This is a genomic window from Mycolicibacterium aubagnense (assembly GCF_010730955.1).
In the GTDB taxonomy this organism is placed as follows: domain Bacteria; phylum Actinomycetota; class Actinomycetes; order Mycobacteriales; family Mycobacteriaceae; genus Mycobacterium; species Mycobacterium aubagnense.
The window spans coordinates 3,496,743-3,513,568 of the sequence record NZ_AP022577.1 but is presented as its reverse complement, the minus strand read 5'-3'; the positions used below and the strand labels follow the sequence as shown (position 1 = coordinate 3,513,568).

Genomic DNA, 16,826 nt, shown 5'->3' with positions numbered 1-16,826 from the left:
CCTTCGATAAACCTCTGTGCGACAACATTTCTCGAAATCAAGCCGTCACGGCTTCGCGTCATGCTGGGTCACGGTGCCAGTCGGAATCTTGATTAGGTCCGCGGCCTGGCCCGACAGATTCGCGAGCGCCGCGACCTTCCCTTCCGTCACGCGCACGAGCACGTACCCCGAGAGATCGCATGATCGCCGGTTGCCGCGTGCAGCAAATGCCCGGGTAGACGACGCAGGGGGACGTCCTTGGGAGCGATCACCAGCAACCTCCTTAATTAGTGATCCAGTGGTACACTAATTGCTGGTCGGCGTCAATGCCGGCGTGGTCCGGACGCACCGGAACTCGGGATCGCGGCAGTTCGACTGCCCATGGCGCGGATGCTGGATGATGAACACGTGAGCACTCAGTCAGGCCCCGGTCGGCCGCGCGACGGAAGCATCGACGACCGTGTGCTCGACGCGACACGAGAGTTGTTGTCGGAGGGCGGGTTTCAGCAATTGAGCATGCGCCTGGTCGCGCAACGCTCAGGCGTCACCCGTGCCAGCCTGACGCGGCGCTGGCCGTCGAAGGCGGCGTTGGTCATCGACGCGGTGATGGGCCTGGCACCTGACCTGACACCGTTTGCCGGCACAGACGTCTACGGCTGGATCGATTTCGTCGTCCGGGGCAGCCGCGCGATGTTCAACCGCCCGGAGATGAAAGCGACCGCGCCCGACCTGACCTTGGCCCTGGTCGAAGAGCCCGCACTGGGAAGATCGCTGTGGAACCGGTTCACCGGTCCGGCGGTGGAGCTTTTCGCCGACGACGTCGGCGCCGAGACCGAGGCGGAGCGGCATCGTGCCGAGTTGGACGCGCGGGCCGTGGTGATCATGGCGGCAGGAGCGGCGATGTACTTGACCACCATCGCCGCCGACGACGATTCAGCCGAACTCGAGGACCGGATGGCCGAACTCCTGACATCCGGGTACCGCGCCCTGTCAGCCGCACGAGACGCCGCCAGGTAGGCGACGGCTGGCCTAGCTTCTGAGTGCTTGGGGTGCCTTCCAGCTGCCGTTGAGCCCTTCTTCTTTGGGCAAGTACAGGCGCAGGATCATCTGGAACGGCCCGCTCGGCGCGGGCAGCCAGTTGGCCTCCTTGCCGGTGCCGGGCGACTGATTCTGCACGTGGATCGTGATGCCGCCGTCGGGGTCGTGGATGAGGCTGGGCAGCATGGGCGAGTTGATCAAGTACCGGTTGATGGGGTTGGCCACCAGCAAGCTTTGGGGCATGTCGTACATCGTGATCGACCAGAACGAATTGACCGGCGGCAGCTGCCCTGGCCCGAACCGCAGGGTGTAGCTGTTGGCGCCGGTCAACGGCGCCCCGGTGGAGTCGGTCGCGATCACCGGGTACATGGCCTCCTGCGCAACGTTGCCGTAGATGCCCAGCACCGCACCGGCCATCCGGTAGAGGTAGTTGTCTTTCAGTTCCGCGTGGGTGCCGAACAGCTGTCCGGAGGTGACCTGGCCGGTGTTGAGCTTGTCCTTCTGGAAGCTGGTCAGCTCAGCCCAGGCGTCGGCCATCCCGTCCCGCACGGCCTGCAGCGTCTCCTTACTCATGGTCTCGGGGTTGAAGTCCCCGTCAGGGCCGATGCCGATGGTGGCGAACCGGTCCCGCAGGTTCTTCTCGTCGGGGAGCACGGGCGCGAACTTGAGGACGAAGTTGAGGATCTGGAAGAACCTCGGCGAGGTCTTCTGCTCGTCCGGGGTCAGCGGGGCGACGAAGTCCACGGGCGGGGCCGCAACGGAGGGCCGGTGCTCAAAGGCCGATAGCGGTTCGACGGTGTAGCCGGCCTGGATCTTCTTGACGTTGTCGATGTCGGCGGGATCGAACAGCTGGGTGCGGTAGATGACCACGGAAAAGTCGGTGTCCGAGCGGATCACGTCGTTGACCCCCTCCGGCTTGTCGCCCTTCCAGCCCGGCCCCGCGAGCAGGTACTTGCCGCCGCCGTTGCCGGTGGTGCGGCTGCCCACGTAGGCGTAGTCGTAGGTGTAGCCGTCGACGAACTGCAGCGAGAAGTATCTGCCGGCGTCGATCGGCGGCACCGTCAGCACCAGGGGTTCGGCCCGCAGATCGGCGCCGAGCATCGTGTAGGGAGTGTCGGAGTTGGGGGTCTGGATGGTGGTGTCTTCGGGGGTGAATACCCGCGCGATGCTGTGCGTCTGGTTCCAGTCGCCCTCGTACTGCGGGGTGGTCTTGTCGACGAAGTAGGAATGCTGGACGCGATAGCTGTCGACCATCGGGAAGCCGTAGGTGTAGGCCTCCTTGGCGATCTCACGTACCTGCTGCAGCGTCGGCGCCGAACTCGAACCAGCTTGCGGTTCAGCAGATTTGGCGCTGCAGCCCGTCGTGGCGGCCATCAGCAACACGGCCAAACCCGAAACCCAAGCCTTCATTCGTTACCCTCCAAATCGATGCCCTTGCCCGTCGTGACACCGTAGGTCGCGATCAGACGGCTCAGTCCTTCAGATGCGACAACCGCCCGGCCGTATCGATCCCCCCATTTGTTGGCGGGGACGCCGTCGGCGCGAAGTTAGCGCACTCCGTCGACGGTGTAGCAGGCATCTTTCCCCGGTCACGCAACGTGCTCGCCGCGATCACAGCACCGGGCGGCGACCGGTGCGATGTTTCCAGCATTTGTGCGTACCCGACCTGCGCCCACACCCCGGGGGCACAGGCCGAGTACGACCGCCATTGCTACTTGGAATCGCTGGATTGCTTACTGCTCGCCGACGAGCCGCCACCACTAGAGCCCGCGCCCTTCACCGCCGAGCCGCCGCCACTCGAACCCGCACCTTTGGACTCGGTCGAATGCTGCCCACCCGCCGATGTCGAGCCGGCACCCTTCGTCGACGAACTACCACCACTAGAGCCCGCACCCTTGGTCTCAGTGGAATGCTCACCACTCACCGACGCCGAGCCGGCGCCCTTCACCGACGAACTACCACCACTAGAGCCCGCACCCTTGGTCTCAGTGGAATGCTCACCACTCACCGACGCCGAGCCGGCGCCCTTCACCGACGAACTACCACCACTAGAGCCCGCACCCTTCGTCTCAGTGGGATGTTGGCCGGTTGTCGAAGTGGAGCCAGTCGACCCGGTATCTGTTCCCGTGGTCGGCGACGTGGCAGGGATTGCCGCTACCGGCGCCGTCTCTGTCTTCACGGCAGCAGGCTTTGCTCCGGCCTCCGTCACCGGCGTTCCGGGGGCCGTAGGCGCTCCGGTCGTCGCTGGCGCCGCGGCAGGTGCCACCGGCGCGGTGCTCGCCGATGCCGGCGCAGTGGCCGGGGTCGCGGTCGTCGTCGTATTCGCGGCCGGCACAACTGCAGACTTTGCCGCGGTGGCTGGCGGCTTGGCGGCCGCCGCGGGAGTTTCAGCTGCACCTGCAATGTTGGCCGGGCTGAGCAGCTGCACAAGACCCGCCAGTCCACCGAACAACATGTTTGCTGCCGACTGATTGACCTGACCGAGCTGCCCCATCGCGGTCTGGATGGTCCCTAGCGAGAGTGGGGAGTAGCTCTTCGAGTTCGCTATCGCCACTGACAGGTCGTCGCGCGCATTGAGGAAGCCTGCGGTGATACTCGTGGCCGGGTCGACGAATGTTTGGTTGGCGAGCGTTCCCAGCCCTTGAATGCCGGCGCCCACTGCTTGCAATGCCCCGACTAGTTGGCCGGCTGTGAGTTCGTGGAGTACCGACGCAGTGGTGTTGCCGACCAGCATGCCCAGGCGTAGGACTGCCAAAACTGCCGGTGCCATGATGTCCTGTGCCGCAAGGGGCAAGTTTCGGACAATGGCTGACAGGCTGCGGCTGGGGTCGGCCAAAACGGTGCGGACAAGGGACAGATAGTCCGGCGTGAGCGCAGGGTTCAGGACGCGGTCCAGGACCGAAGGCACGTTGGGCTGGCTGCCGAATATCTCGTTGTAGGTGCTGGTGCCGATGGCGGCCTTTATTTGGTCGTTCTCCAGATTCCCCGTCACCCAACCGACCGCGGTGTTGTTCTGGTCATGAAAATAGTTGTATTCGAATAGGCGCTCTTTGAGCTTGGCCGCGTATTGCGCCGGGGTGACCGCGGGGTATCTGCAGGCAGGTTCTTGAGGACATCGGCGATAGGCACGACTACAGCCGTGACCTGAGTGTTAGACGGGTTCCCCGCGAGGTTCTGGAATCGGAGAGAGATCGATCCGTCCGGTGTGCCGCCGGTGTTGAGCCAGTTCGCAACACCTGGATTCTGTGCGCTGACCACGTAATAGGTGTAGCCGTCACTTGACTTGAATACGTCGCTGCTATTGATGCTGCCGGTCGCGGTCGCGTACGGGAGATCTAGTTGCCAGGCATTGGAGAGTTGCGCACCGGTATATCCGGCCGCGACATCGGGCACCTTGACGATGAGCGCTTGATCTGGCTGAAGATTATAGCGCCCGAGGCTCGATAATTGGCCGGGCAAGATCGGCCCGCCGACAGCGGAGGTCGTTGGAGCGATAGGTTTGAACGTATTATCTGGGATCGAGGCGAACATCTTTTGAATTCCGAAATTGGTGACGCTGGAATTCAAGCCAGACAGGTTCGTGGCGATGTTGTTCAGTATCGATGAGATCTGGCTCTTCGATAGCACGGGGAGGGTGAACGTTGACGGCTCGCCCTGTTGCTGGAGGGTGATGTTGTCGTGCAGTAATCCCCAGTTGCCGACGGTATCGCGCAGGAGGAGCGTTTGGGCGCCCGTACTATTCACCCAGTTGCCCGGCTGTTGGTTGGGGCTCATGGTGATGGTGTACGAGCCGTCGGCATTGGGGGTGAATTGTGATAAATCGTAACTAAACCCGGTAGAAATAAAATTGCCATTCAAGCCCGTCCCTGACATCGGTACGAAGGTTACGTCTTTTGTTCCGGCTTCTGGGTGGATGGTGATGGTGTAGGCCCGGGAGTCGATGGACGCAACGATATATTTATTGTCCGCATTTGGGTCGTTGAGGAATTGCAGTGGCTCGGCCGAGGGGGCATTCCAGGGAAACGCCTGGTACGCCATGTTTGGATCGTAATGATTGGTCAAGGCCAACTGGCTAAACGAGGCGGAGAGCCCGCTCGCCGCCAGGGCCCGGGTATAGGCGGGCAATGACGCGAGGTCCGACTGGGTGATAAATGAGTAGCCACTATTGGTGGCCGCGATTTGTTTTTGCGTGGCGATAATCTGATCTGTGGTCAGCTGGTAGCTATTCGCCGTAAGAACGACAGAACGTGACACGACTGGTTCGACGGGGGTCGATTGCGCGACGGTCAGCACCATTGTCATCGCCGCGGTCGTCGCGGCGGTCATCGCGGTGCCGCCGGCTTTACGAAGTCGCCGTGTCTGTGCTCGATTCAATCGGCGCTCAGCGGATGGGCAGCCCTGACTTGTTGCGCTGAACTGTTGCCCGATGAATCCAACATGTGACACGCGGTCCTCCTCTGATGAATGCTGACGCTTCTTGCTGTGCTCGGATGGGAACGCGTTGCACGGAACGGCCGGCGAGCGTTCTCAGCTTGTTGGCAATCAACGCGCAGGTCAATAGATATCGTGCACACTTCTATGGGTTAAAATGGTGCATGGTGCACTCGCCTGGGTATTCCCTGCCCGACCGTTGGGACCCGCCCTCTGACCGGGTGCGGGAGCTGATGCGCCAGGCCGCCAAGATCGTGATCCACACTCGCCAAACCTTTTACGACGAGGTGAGCAGGCTGTCGCTGACCTCGAACCTCATGGCAAGTGTGTCCGGCCATTCGCTGGCCGACGATCCGATCGCCGCAGAGGCGATCACCCGCAGCAATCGGTCGAACCAGCTGCACTGGGCGGCCGCGAACATCAGTCACCCCGGTGAACCGGTTCCGGCCAACACCGATGCGGAGACCCTGGCGATCGCGCGTTACCTCGTTCGACGCGGCATCAGCGAGGCCGCAATGGTGGAAACCTACCGGCTGGCGCAGAGCATCTCGGTCTGGATGAAGGTCGTGTACCGGTTGACGTCTGACCCGAGGACATGCGGGAGCTGTTCGAAGTGTCTGAAAGATCGATCACCATGTTCTTGGGCGAGACGATTTCGGTGCACCGCCAAATGCGGATTGAGCGTGACAATCTCACCAGCGAGGCCACCCTGAACGCCGGGCAACAGTCATGCTCATTCTCGATGCGCGCGGTCGACGACGAGCGCCAACTCGGGTACCAACGGATCAGGGCACACCGCAGCCATCATCTGGGGCAATGAATCGGCCGCCAACCTCGCCGATCTCGACCAAGCCGCGGATTGTTGATACACACCGTCCACGGGGCCGCACCCTCTCGTACTGGCCAGCGCCGACACCCGTTGGCTCTGGCTGCCAGGCCAACAATCCCGACTTCTCCGGCATCACCACTGCGCTCGGCCAACTACCCGGTGTGCGGATCGCCGTCGGTTCGACAGCGGGAATCGAAGGGTTCCGGCGCAGCCATCTGGATGCGATCGAAACCCAGCGGGTGATGACGAAGGCCGGATCAACGCAACAGATCGCCAGTTTCGCCGACGTTCAAATCGTCGCGTTGCTCACCGCCGACCCTGAACAGGCAAACCGGTTTATCAGGCACACGCTCGGCGATTTCGAATACGCCGACCCGGAACTTCAGCAGACTGTGCTTGCGTACATCTACGAGCAGTGCAACGCCTCGCAAGCGGCCGCACGCCTGTTCACCCATCGAAACACCCTGATGCGCAGGCTGATTCAAGCCGAAGCGCTGCTGCCACGACCGCTGGACGGGGCCACTGTGCATGTTGCACTGGCATTGGAGGCGCTCCAGTGGCGAGACGCCGGCGGAAGTCGGCGGCTTCCCGTCGGATAGGCGGGTCGACCCCGATACCTGGTGCCGCCACGTGCCCTGCGTTGGTTGGGTGGTGTGCGACGCTGACGGCTGAAACCGCCGCGAACGTCGCGCTGTTAGGCGGTCTCGACTTCGGACTTGATCCGGTTGAGTGTTGTGGCCATGTCCCGGATGTTGCGCCGGGTGCGCAACTGGCCACCGAAGATGCCGAACACGGTGTCGAGCAGGCCCGGCGTCATCCAGAACGACTCGGTGACATCCGTGCCATCACCGGCGGGGGTGAGAGCGTAGTGCCAGTTGTTTACTGCCTTGTCGCCGGCGAGCACCGCGAAACCGAACTCGCGGCCGGGCTCGCAGGCCGTGACGCGGCACGTCGTCCAATAGATCGGCCCGATCTCGTTGCGCTTGACGTGGCCGCGGAACCGGGCGCCGAGTACGGGCCCGGTCGCTCCGTCCAGCCATTCAGATTCGAACACCTCCGGCGAGTACTTCGGGGTGTTGCGAATGTCGGCGATCAGGTTCCAGACCCGATCTGCCGGGGCGTCCATGTGCACGGTGACCGAACCCTTCATGGCGCGATCCTATCGGTCAGTGCCATCCGCCGGGCCCATCAGCTAATCCGCGAATCGCCTGGGGTGTGCGCGACTCGTGAACCTGTGCACCCACAACACGGATTCGCGACAAGCGGTGTGAGACAAGAAATGAGACACGGCGAGCTCCGCCGATGGGTGGGGGAAGGGACACTGGATTGGCTTTTCACAAGATGCCCGTGTTACGCAGGCGGCGAGCCGGAACCCGTTGTGGCATAAGATCGTAAGTCTTTGATTAGTGCGAGTCCTAGCGGACCGTTGCCTTGCCCGACACCGCGGAACCCTTTGCGTTCATAGAGGCGCTTGGCCGGGTTGCGGACGTGAACGTTGGTGCACATCGCGTCGTGGTCTTCCGCGAGGGCGGCGAAGAGAGCGTCGAGCAGCATCCCGCCGACACCGGCACCCCGTTGCCCTGGCGCAACGGCGATGCACAGCTCGGGCAAACCCACGCCCGCCGCGTCACAGCGCAACGGTGGATTGCCGTAATAGGTCCATACCGCACCGAGCGGTGTGCCGCTGTGATCTTCGGCGATGATCGGCACCACCCCAACAGGCGGGAGCATCTCCAATACTTCGTCGTCGTCTGAGTCGGGAAGAGGCCAATCTTCAATGACGCAGGCGTGACGTGCCATCTCGACAACGAACGAGTCATCATCAGCTGTCGCCGCACGAAGGACTATGCGCGCAGGTGTCATCGCCGGATTCTGGCAGACACCCGGTGCTGCCCACACCTTGTTTTTCCCATGTGCGGGGCCAGCCAGGAGCGAGGCAGAAACTGAGCCTCCAAGTTCTCTACACACGAGACGGTCAAACAGCGCACCCGCAGCCGTCAGGCCCGTAGCGTTTGATCTCGTGAGAGACGGCGCGCCGATAATCCGGGGGTGCTATGGCCGACGGTGATCTCGTTCAACAGCCACGGGCGAAAGGCAAGTCCATGGCCTCGCATCGGCGTGAGCGTGTGATTACGTTCCTATACCGGCTCTGGCTGGAAGTTCGGCCGGCGATGGAGGCTGCAACCAGCCAGCGGTGCGGTCTAGGGTTGGCAGTTGGGGTCTGCTCACGAATAGGTAGGTGCTATGGCTTGAGCATGGCGGCTGGAAGGATGGCCCATGGCGGCCCTACCCCGCGAGTTCCGCGACGACGTCGGGTCGCTCGCAACCGCGATGACGGTGTAACGATCGAGCAGATCGCCACCGATTTCACCCGATGACGCTGCAGAAATGGCTCCGTCAGGCCGACATCGACGAAGGCACCAAGCCCGGCAAGAGCGCCAGCGAGTCCGGTGAGCTGCGCGAAGCCCGACGGCGGATCAAACTGCTAGAGCAAGAGAACGAGGTGCTGCGTCGGGCCGCAGCGTATTTATCGCCAGGCCAATCTGCCGGGAAAGGTCTACCCGCTCGTGAAGAGACGACTCGCCGCCGGGGATCTCCCGCGGACGTGCCAGGTACTCAAGCTCTCCCGCCAACCTGGACCGCGCTGACGCCGCAGACCGGCCGCGCCGAGGTGACCGCGCATCGCGCCTTCGGACAATGCGCGATGATCCGATCGCGAGGCTACGGATTCAGCGAGGTTGGCGCACCGAGTGCGCGTGCGCACCCATGGCGGATCTGCTCGGAGAACGGACTGTGGAGCGTGTTTGGTAGAAACGCTGGCAAGAACGGCAGGGCCGCCGGTGGCGACGATCTTGTCGGCGTGACTTCGCTGGTGACCAGGGCCCAGGCGCGGCGGTCACGACCGCCAGAAGGTCAACCAGCCGTGTCAAGGACGTGTTCTCCAACCGGATCGTCGCGGAGCATCGACTCCCGAATGAAGTCACAACTGGCCATCCGGGGCACTACACAGCGCCGTAGCCCGACGCGGGAGCATCGCGGCGGGCGGATCTCCACGCGGGTCAGTTCTGGATTCGACACGCCTTCGACAACACGAGATGGTCGGCTCTATGGGCCGTGTCGAGCCGCCGGCGACAACGCCGCCATGGAGCTTCTTTAGCCTGCTGCAGAAGAACGTGCTCGACCGCCGCCGCTGGGACACGAGAACAACCCGTATCGCGATCGTCACCTGGATCGAGCGCACCTACCACCGGCGCCGCCGCCGGCGCCTCGGGCGGTTGACCCCATCGAATTCGAAGCAATCGTGACCACACCGCGCCAGTCCGCCGGTGACCGGCGTGTGATCGTGCAGCAGACCCTTGCGACGCTCTTCCTAAGTGGTCGCGGTGCGTCCTTTGCTCGAGTGACGTTGGCGGTGGCCGACTGGGCGGGCCTCAATGACTGGCTCGACGCTGGCCGCTGATCTCCGCTCTTGGCTTTTGCGGCTCGGCGTACATGGGGCACCGGCACCTGATCCGAGCATCCGTGCGCTGGATTTCCAAAACGCGCCCCGAATACTGGATAACGGGTATCGGTTGGCACGACCAGCGGACTCAAGCCGGGAGCAGCTCTATCCATATGTGGATCTGTCGCACCATGAGCCGTTCATCGCGGGAGAACACGTCGAGTTGACGCGTGCTAAACGTCGGGAACTCTACCAACGCTGGTATGAGTTTTGCCCGGGCGGATTCATGCACCTGGAAAAGGAGGTTGCGGATCAGTGGCGGCCGATCTCGGTATCGATCATGCTGCAGCTCAGCGACGAAGGGTACCGCGCAATCACGCACCGCAGGCCACCGGAGAATCAGCGTCACCGACCTGGATGACAATGACATCCTCAATAAGTACGAGCCGGGCAAGAACGAGAATGGTCCGATCGTATTGATCGATACCTGGATCGTGGATCGGAACGGCTACGGCGGGGCGGGGCACGGAAAGACCGACAAGCGCGGGGGCAACGCCAACTTGTTGGTTCTGCATCACATGGCACAGTTCTGGAACCCCGCAGCGGGATCCACGGTTGAGACGACGTTCGTTGTTGAAACCGGGAATCCGCGGCTTGTGCCGTCGCTGATAGAGAGCGGATTTCAAGAAAGTGGCGATTCGAAGATCGGCGAGAAGTTCTACATCCTCAACCCCAACAAATTTCCCAGCAACGCCGCTGCCGACACGTTTGCTCGCATGAGAGCCGCCGAGCGGGAAATCGCGGACGTAGCCGTCCACGCGGGCACCTCGCCAGCCCCAAACGATTGGTATTACCCGCGCTGACCGGCGGGCACCTAACGGAAGCCTTGCGAACTGGTCGGAGCAGTGACCTGCGAGTCAAGAATTGATCACTCCCGTTTCTCTAGAAACGAGACCGCGCAGACCGCGCGTTCTGGGTCAAGGCATCTACCAATCGCCACCCGCCGCGACTGACAGAATCTGATAGCGACCACAAGACGACGGAGCTTCGCTGATGGCAACCGCCCCAACACCGACGCCGTTGAACGCCCTTGACGACACCGCCCAGGTCTGGACAGCTGGCGCGCAAGCGTCGGACACCGCGGTGGTGTTCCTCCACGGTGTCCCCGGACCAGGCAGTGAATGGAAGCCCCTGCTCAGCGAAGTCGGCTCATTCGCCCGCGCCATCGCGCCCGACCTGCCGGGATTCGGGAACACCACCGTCCCAGAAGGTTTCACGTACACCTCCGACGAGTACGCCACCTTCATCGCGAACATCCTCGACGACCTCGGCATCGCGACCGCGCACCTGGTCCTGCACGACTTCGGTGGTCCCTGGGGGCTGACTTGGGCTGCCAACCATCCTGAGCGATTCGCCAGTGCCACCCTCATCAACACCGGCGCCTGGATCGACTACCGCTGGCATTTCGCCGCCCGTATGTACCGCACACCGATACTCGGGGAACTGTCAATGGCGACCGCCACGTACCGGTCCTTCGCCTCTCATGCGCTACCGTGCCCGCCGACCGGTACCCGAAGCCGCGATACGCGCCATGTGAAACCATGACTCCAGCCACCCGCAAGGCGGTTCTGCGCCTTTACCGAGCCATGCCCGATCCCGCCGGAGAGGCCGGCGCGCTCGCCGCTGCATTGCGTCCACTCGATCGCCCAGCATTGGTGATCTGGGGCGCCACCGATTGGGGTCTTCCTGTCGCCCTAGCCGAGCGCCAACGCGAAGCTTTTCCTCGCGCTGCCATCCACGTGCTTTCCAATTCCGGGCACTACCCACAATTCGACGACCCGGAACATGTCACTTCATTGGTCGTGCCATTCCTGCGCACACGCACGGGACTGCTCAGCCCGGATTGAGATCAGAACTGATTCATCCCATTTCTTTACAAACAAGACAGGGTGATTCGGCTCGAGGACCTCACGACCCTCTGGAGGACTGCGTTCTCTTCGTGAGATGGCGTGAGACAGTGGGTCGATGGGGGACGCTCTCGCTTCGGCTCCCCGTTCTTCGTTCGTTCGGTACTGGACAGCCGCCGCGATCAGTTCGTTCGGCTCGGCGGTGACAGCCGTTGCGATGCCAGTGCTAGTGGTCCAACTGCTTGGCGCCACCCCGTTTGAGGTCGGCGTCGTGAACGCGGCTCAATTGGTGCCGTATACCGTGCTCGGCTTCATTGCCGGTGCGTACACCGATCGGTGGCGGCGCAAGCCGGTTTTGGTATGGGCTAGCGTCGGGCGCGCACTGTGTCTGGGTGCGGTTCCCGTCCTGTGGTTGATTGGTCAGCTGCAGATATGGATGCTCGCGATCGCGCTTCTGGCGTTTGGTGCATTCTCTGTTTTCGGATTCGCCGCCACGCAATCTCTGCTGCCGCGCCTGGTGCCCCGGACGCGATTGGTTGCAGCGAATGCGCGCCTGGATCAGGCTGACTCGGCCGCTCAGACGCTCGGCCCAGCGATCGGCGGCGGCCTCGTCGGATTGTTTGGCGCCCCAGTGGTCATCGTCATCGACGCGGTCAGTTATCTCGTCGATGCCGCACTCAATGCGAGCATCCGTGTCGACGAATCCCGCCCCCGCTCGCGCACGCACGACCTTCGCCAAGAGATCGGTGACGGCCTCAGGTGGACGTACCGCCACCGCACGCTCCGCCCTTTAGCGGTATCGACGCACATCTGGTTTTTCGCGAATGGTGCTGCGCTGACGGTGCTTTCGCTTCTTGTGCTGCGCTCACTGGGATTGACCGCCTATGTGTTCGGGATGCTGCTGACGGTTTTCGGCATCGCCAGCCTGATCGGCGCGTCCATGGCACCGGGGTTCGGTGATCGGTTTGGATCAGGGCGGGTGGTCATCTGCGCACGCGTCGCTTACCCCATTGCATGGCTGCTCGTCGCCCTTGCCCCCGCGACCGGTGGGGGCGAGATGCTTTTGTTTACCGCGTTGGGCCTTCAAGGACTTGCCGCTGGTATCGAGAACGCCAACGAAATGGGCTATTGGCAGGCACTCACACCCGACGAACTACTGGGCCGAGTCAACGCCACAAGACGGTCGGTCAACCACACGATGGCTGCCTTGGGAGCCCTCATCGGCGGCCTCGGCGTGGGGCTGATCGGTGAGCGACCCACCCTCTTCATGGCGATCGTCGGTTTTGTGACCGCCGCACTCGCCGCGGCATTGTCGCCGCTGCGACTGACAGCCAACCAACGTGACGAGGAACGATGAGCGTGCTCGGCCCGGAAGACGCCCTCCGCACACCACTGCACGCATCCTGGTGACCGGGCTATCCTCCGCCGATAATGCAATAGTGGAATATGGAGTCAACATCTCCGAGGGGCTGTGGCACAATAACTTCGTTGGCCGGTCTGTCCCATCCGCGAGACCGGCGGCGATGATGTCGAACAGCAGAAGCGAACACCCGCACGGGCAATAGCCCGCAAAGACATCCTGGCTGCGCCCTAGCTCAGCCGGCGAGTTCGATCGTTCCGCCCGGGATGGCGTCGATCAGCATTCGGGTGTAGTCAGACGCTGGGTTCTCGTACACCTGGTCGGTAGGCCCGGAATCCACCACCTCGCCGCGAGACATCACGATCACGTTGTGGGCGATCTCCTTCACCACCGCCAGATCGTGGGTGATGAACAGGTAACTCAGGCCGAGCTCCTTCTGCAGCTCGCTGAGCAACGTGAGGATCTGTGCCTGCACCAGGACGTCCAGCGCCGACACTGCTTCATCGCACACGACCACCTCAGGGTTGAGGGCGATCGCGCGGGCGATCGCGACGCGCTGCCGTTGACCGCCGGACAGCTCGTTGGGGAAGCGCTGCATGACCGACGGTGGCAGCGCGACCAGGTCCAGCAGCTCCTTCACTCGGGCGGTGCGCGAGGACTTGTCTCCTATGCTGTGGATGTTCAGCGGCTCGGCGATCGCCCGGTAGATCGAGTACATCGGATCCAGCGACCCGTAGGGGTTCTGGAACACCGGCTGTACCCGGCGGCGGAACTCCTTCGCTTCGGCGCCGCGCAGCGTGACGTCCTTCCGTCGAAGTGCACCGTGCCTGAGGTCGGCTCCAACAGTCCCAGCGCCATGCGCGCCACCGTCGACTTTCCCGAGCCGGACTCGCCGACCACCGCGGTGGTCGTCCCCCGACGCAGGGTGAAACTGACATCGTTCACGGCACGAAAGGTCGAACCGCCGCTGAAGGGCACAGCACCGCGGATCGGGAATTCCTTGACCAGATTGGCCGCGACAACGACTTCCTTGGGGCCGGACGTGGCGGGTTCGGCGATGGTGCCGGTGACCTTGGGCTGCAACGCCTGGTCGCCGACGAGCTCGCCGTGGTCCACGTCGGTGAGGGTCTTGCCGTGGGCACGACGGGAGGCCAAGGAGGGCGCCGCGCGCACCAACCGCTTGGTGTACTCGTGGTGGGGGTCCTGCAAGATCTGCAGGGCGGGTCCCGACTCGACCACCCGCCCCTTGTACATGACGACCAGGTGGCTGGCGCGTTCCGCGGCCAAGCCGAGGTCGTGCGTGATGAGTAGGACCGCTGTGCCGAGCTCGGTGGTCAATTCCTCGAGATGGTCCAGGATCTGCCGCTGCACGGTGACGTCCAGGGCTGAGGTCGGCTCGTCGGCGATCAGCAGCTTCGGCCGGCACGCGAGTCCGATCGCGATCAGCGCCCGTTGGCGCATGCCGCCCGAGTACTCGTGCGGGAACTGATTGACTCGCTTGTCGGCGTCGCGCATGCCTGCCTCGCTGAGCAGCGCGATCGCGCGTTTGCGCGCGTCGCCCCGCTTCGCCGCGCCATTCGCCTGCAGGGTTTCGCGGATCTGGAATCCGACGCGCCACACCGGGTTGAGGTTGGTGTTGGGGTCCTGCGGGACCAGACCGATGCCGCTGCCTCGGATCTTCTCGAAGTCGCGGCGGGACGCAGCGGCCAAGTCCTGGCCGTCGAAGAGGATCTGACCGCCGGTCACCTTGCCGGTCCCCGGCAACAGGCCGAGCACCGCGGCGGCCGTGGTGGATTTGCCCGACCCGGACTCTCCGACGATGGCCACCGTTTGCCCCGGGTAAACGGTGAGACTTGCGTCGCGCACCGCGGCCGCCGACTTGTTCTGCACCCGGAACTCGACCTGCAGGTCTCGGATGTCGAGCAGCGGCGCAGGTCCGTCCTTCGCCGTCTGGGTCATCAGCGGGTCCTCGCCTTCGGGTCCAGCGCGTCGCGCAACACGTCACCGAGCATCATGAAGGTGAGCACGGTGATCGCCAGCGCCGCCGCGGGGTAGAACAGGATCGGCGTGCCCTCGCGGAGCAGTTGCTGCCCGGCCGCGATGTCGATGCCCCACGACACTGCCGTGGACGGTAATCCGATGCCGAGATACGACAGGGTCGCCTCGGTGACGATGAAGATGCCCAGCGAGATGGTGCCGACCACGATCACCGGACCCAGCGCGTTGGGTATGACGTGGGTGAACAGGGTGCGAACCCGCGACGCTCCCAGCGAGCGCGCCGCCGTGATGAACTCCTCGTTGCGGACCGCGATCGCGGCCGACCGGGCGATGCGCGCGATCTGCGGCCAGCTGAAGACCGCGAGCACGATCACCACGGTGAACACGGTGCGGGAGCTGATCATCTGCATCGTGACCACCGCCGCCAGGATCAGCGGGATACCGAAGAAGATGTCCGCCAGCCGCGCGATCACCGAGTCGATCCAGCCACCGAAGAACCCGGCTACGCTGCCGAGCAGGCCGCCGATCAGGACCACGACGATCGTGGTCAGCACGCCCACCGCCACCGAAGCACGAGCGCCGTAGATCGTTCGGGTGTAGATGTCGTAGCCCTGCCGGTCAGTCCCGAACCAGTGCTCGGAGCTGGGCGGGAGCAGCGACTGCTCGAGCGAGCCGTAATGCGGGTCCTGGCTGGTGAGCAGTCCCGGGAAGAGCACGACGACCAGGATCATGGCCAGCAGCACCATCGACACGATGAACTCCGGCTTGGCGCGCAGCTCCAGCCACGCCGACTTCCAGAAACCGGCGGGCTGCACGTCGGCGTCGTCGACCGCGTCGACCGCGGCCACGCTGACCACGTCTGGGCCCGCGACGAAACGCTCCTGGCCGGGGTACAGAGTGGGTTGGGTCGGGGTCTCAGGCATAGCGGATCCTCGGGTCGAGGGCGGCGTAGAGCAAGTCGACCACCACGTTGGACGCCAGGTAGATGAGCACAAGCACGGTGACGAAGGACACGACGGTCGACGACTCGCCGCGGATCACCGCCTGATAGATGGTTCCGCCCACTCCTGGAATGTTGAAGATTCCCTCCGTGACGATCGCGCCGCCCATCAGCACACCGAGGTCGGCGCCGAGAAACGTCACCACCGGGATCAGCGAGTTGCGAAGCACGTGCACCACGATCACCCGCGGGCGGGACAGCCCCTTCGCCGTGGCGGTCCGCACGTAGTCCGCCGAGAGGTTCTCCGCGATCGACGAACGGGTCAGCCGGACAACATATGCGAACGACACCGCACCGAGCACGAATCCGGGCAACAGCAGGTGATAGAGGTCGAGGTGGCCGCCGACGGTGACGGGGACGATCTGCCAGCGCACACCGAACAGGTACTGAGCCGCAAAGCCGATCACGAAGATCGGGACGGCGACGACGAGAAGCGTCACGATCAGGATCGTGGTGTCGAACCACTTTCCCTTGTTCAAACCCGCCAGCACGCCGAACGTCACACCGAATACCGCCTCGACGGCGATCGCGATGAGCGCGAGGTCGACCGTAACGGGGAAGGCGCGCTTCATCACGTCGAACACCGGCTGGCCCGAGAACGAGGTCCCGAAGTCCAACCGGAACACCCGCTGATGTAGTGCCAGTACTGCAGGTAGAACGGCTGGTCCAAGTGGTACTGCGCGCGCAGCGTCGCGATCAGCGCGGGCGACATGGGCTTGCCGCCGCCCAGCGCGGAGATCGGGTCGGCGGGCAACAGGAAGACAAGCGCATAGATCAGGAAAGTGGCGCCGAAGAACACGATCACCAGCTGTCCGAGCCGGCTCAATCCGTATCTCAACATC

General features: G+C 63.6%; 14 protein-coding genes and 2 pseudogenes. 8 read left to right on the top strand and 8 right to left on the bottom strand.

Annotated elements, in window-relative coordinates; translation table 11 throughout:
* The first annotated feature begins 369 nt into the window (after nucleotides 1–369).
* Nucleotides 370–996, top strand: a complete 627-nt coding sequence (locus G6N59_RS17090) for a TetR/AcrR family transcriptional regulator (RefSeq protein WP_138228000.1) — start codon at nucleotides 370–372, stop codon at nucleotides 994–996.
* Between the two features lie 12 nt (nucleotides 997–1,008).
* Here the strand turns inward: G6N59_RS17090 and G6N59_RS17085 are convergent, their stop codons facing one another.
* From G6N59_RS17085 to G6N59_RS17075, 3 genes are all read right to left on the bottom strand, one after another.
* Complete coding sequence (locus G6N59_RS17085) at nucleotides 1,009–2,427, bottom strand: DUF1254 domain-containing protein (protein WP_138227999.1); 1,419 nt, start codon at nucleotides 2,425–2,427, stop codon at nucleotides 1,009–1,011.
* Nucleotides 2,428–2,728: 301 nt separating this feature from the next.
* Nucleotides 2,729–4,009 carry a hypothetical protein gene (locus G6N59_RS17080; protein WP_163911396.1) on the bottom strand — a complete coding sequence of 427 codons (1,281 nt, stop codon included), beginning with the start codon at nucleotides 4,007–4,009 and terminating at the stop codon, nucleotides 2,729–2,731.
* Complete coding sequence (locus G6N59_RS17075) at nucleotides 4,006–5,463, bottom strand: DUF1214 domain-containing protein (RefSeq protein ID WP_163911393.1); 1,458 nt, start codon at nucleotides 5,461–5,463, stop codon at nucleotides 4,006–4,008. The genes G6N59_RS17080 and G6N59_RS17075 overlap by 4 nt, the downstream gene beginning before the upstream one ends.
* Nucleotides 5,464–5,549: 86 nt before the next feature.
* On the opposite strand from G6N59_RS17075, the gene G6N59_RS31165 reads away from it, so the two are divergent.
* A complete protein-coding gene (locus G6N59_RS31165) occupies nucleotides 5,550–6,161 on the top strand; it encodes a hypothetical protein (RefSeq protein WP_235678688.1) in 612 nt (203 codons plus the stop codon).
* Nucleotides 6,162–6,438: 277 nt separating this feature from the next.
* A complete protein-coding gene (locus G6N59_RS31160) occupies nucleotides 6,439–6,876 on the top strand; it encodes a PucR family transcriptional regulator (RefSeq protein WP_235678687.1) in 438 nt (145 codons plus the stop codon).
* Nucleotides 6,877–6,971: 95 nt separating this feature from the next.
* Here the strand turns inward: G6N59_RS31160 and G6N59_RS17065 are convergent, their stop codons facing one another.
* Nucleotides 6,972–7,427 (bottom strand): SRPBCC family protein, encoded by a 456-nt coding sequence (locus G6N59_RS17065; RefSeq protein ID WP_138227997.1) that lies wholly within the window; start codon nucleotides 7,425–7,427, stop codon nucleotides 6,972–6,974.
* Between the two features lie 200 nt (nucleotides 7,428–7,627).
* Complete coding sequence (locus tag G6N59_RS17060) at nucleotides 7,628–8,140, bottom strand: GNAT family N-acetyltransferase (protein WP_138227996.1); 513 nt, start codon at nucleotides 8,138–8,140, stop codon at nucleotides 7,628–7,630.
* Nucleotides 8,141–9,384: 1,244 nt separating this feature from the next.
* Here G6N59_RS17060 and G6N59_RS17055 point away from each other — a divergent pair.
* The 5 genes from G6N59_RS17055 to G6N59_RS17035 all read left to right on the top strand — a co-directional run bounded on the left by G6N59_RS17055 (nucleotide 9,385) and on the right by G6N59_RS17035 (nucleotide 12,983).
* Complete coding sequence (locus G6N59_RS17055) at nucleotides 9,385–9,582, top strand: hypothetical protein (protein ID WP_163911391.1); 198 nt, start codon at nucleotides 9,385–9,387, stop codon at nucleotides 9,580–9,582.
* Nucleotides 9,583–9,982: 400 nt separating this feature from the next.
* The gene (locus tag G6N59_RS17050) at nucleotides 9,983–10,582 is read left to right on the top strand and encodes a hypothetical protein (protein ID WP_163911389.1); all 600 of its coding nucleotides are present in this window, start codon (nucleotides 9,983–9,985) and stop codon (nucleotides 10,580–10,582) included.
* Between the two features lie 190 nt (nucleotides 10,583–10,772).
* Entirely contained in the window at nucleotides 10,773–11,324 is a 552-nt protein-coding gene (locus G6N59_RS17045; protein ID WP_163911387.1) for an alpha/beta fold hydrolase, read from the top strand.
* Nucleotides 11,321–11,626 carry an alpha/beta fold hydrolase gene (locus G6N59_RS17040; protein WP_163911385.1) on the top strand — a complete coding sequence of 102 codons (306 nt, stop codon included), beginning with the start codon at nucleotides 11,321–11,323 and terminating at the stop codon, nucleotides 11,624–11,626. Before G6N59_RS17045 ends, G6N59_RS17040 begins: the two co-directional genes overlap by 4 nt.
* A gap of 118 nt (nucleotides 11,627–11,744) precedes the next feature.
* A complete protein-coding gene (locus tag G6N59_RS17035) occupies nucleotides 11,745–12,983 on the top strand; it encodes an MFS transporter (protein WP_138227993.1) in 1,239 nt (412 codons plus the stop codon).
* A gap of 238 nt (nucleotides 12,984–13,221) precedes the next feature.
* Here G6N59_RS17035 and G6N59_RS17030 read toward each other — a convergent pair.
* The 3 genes and pseudogenes from G6N59_RS17030 to G6N59_RS17020 form a co-directional block, all read right to left on the bottom strand.
* Nucleotides 13,222–14,945: pseudogene (locus G6N59_RS17030) on the bottom strand (dipeptide ABC transporter ATP-binding protein).
* Complete coding sequence (locus tag G6N59_RS17025; protein ID WP_138227991.1) at nucleotides 14,945–15,907, bottom strand: ABC transporter permease; 963 nt, start codon at nucleotides 15,905–15,907, stop codon at nucleotides 14,945–14,947. Before G6N59_RS17025 ends, G6N59_RS17030 begins: the two are co-directional and overlap by 1 nt.
* Nucleotides 15,900–16,825, bottom strand: a pseudogene (locus tag G6N59_RS17020) (ABC transporter permease). The gene G6N59_RS17025 and the pseudogene G6N59_RS17020 overlap by 8 nt, the downstream one beginning before the upstream one ends.
* Nucleotide 16,826: the final 1 nt, after the last annotated feature.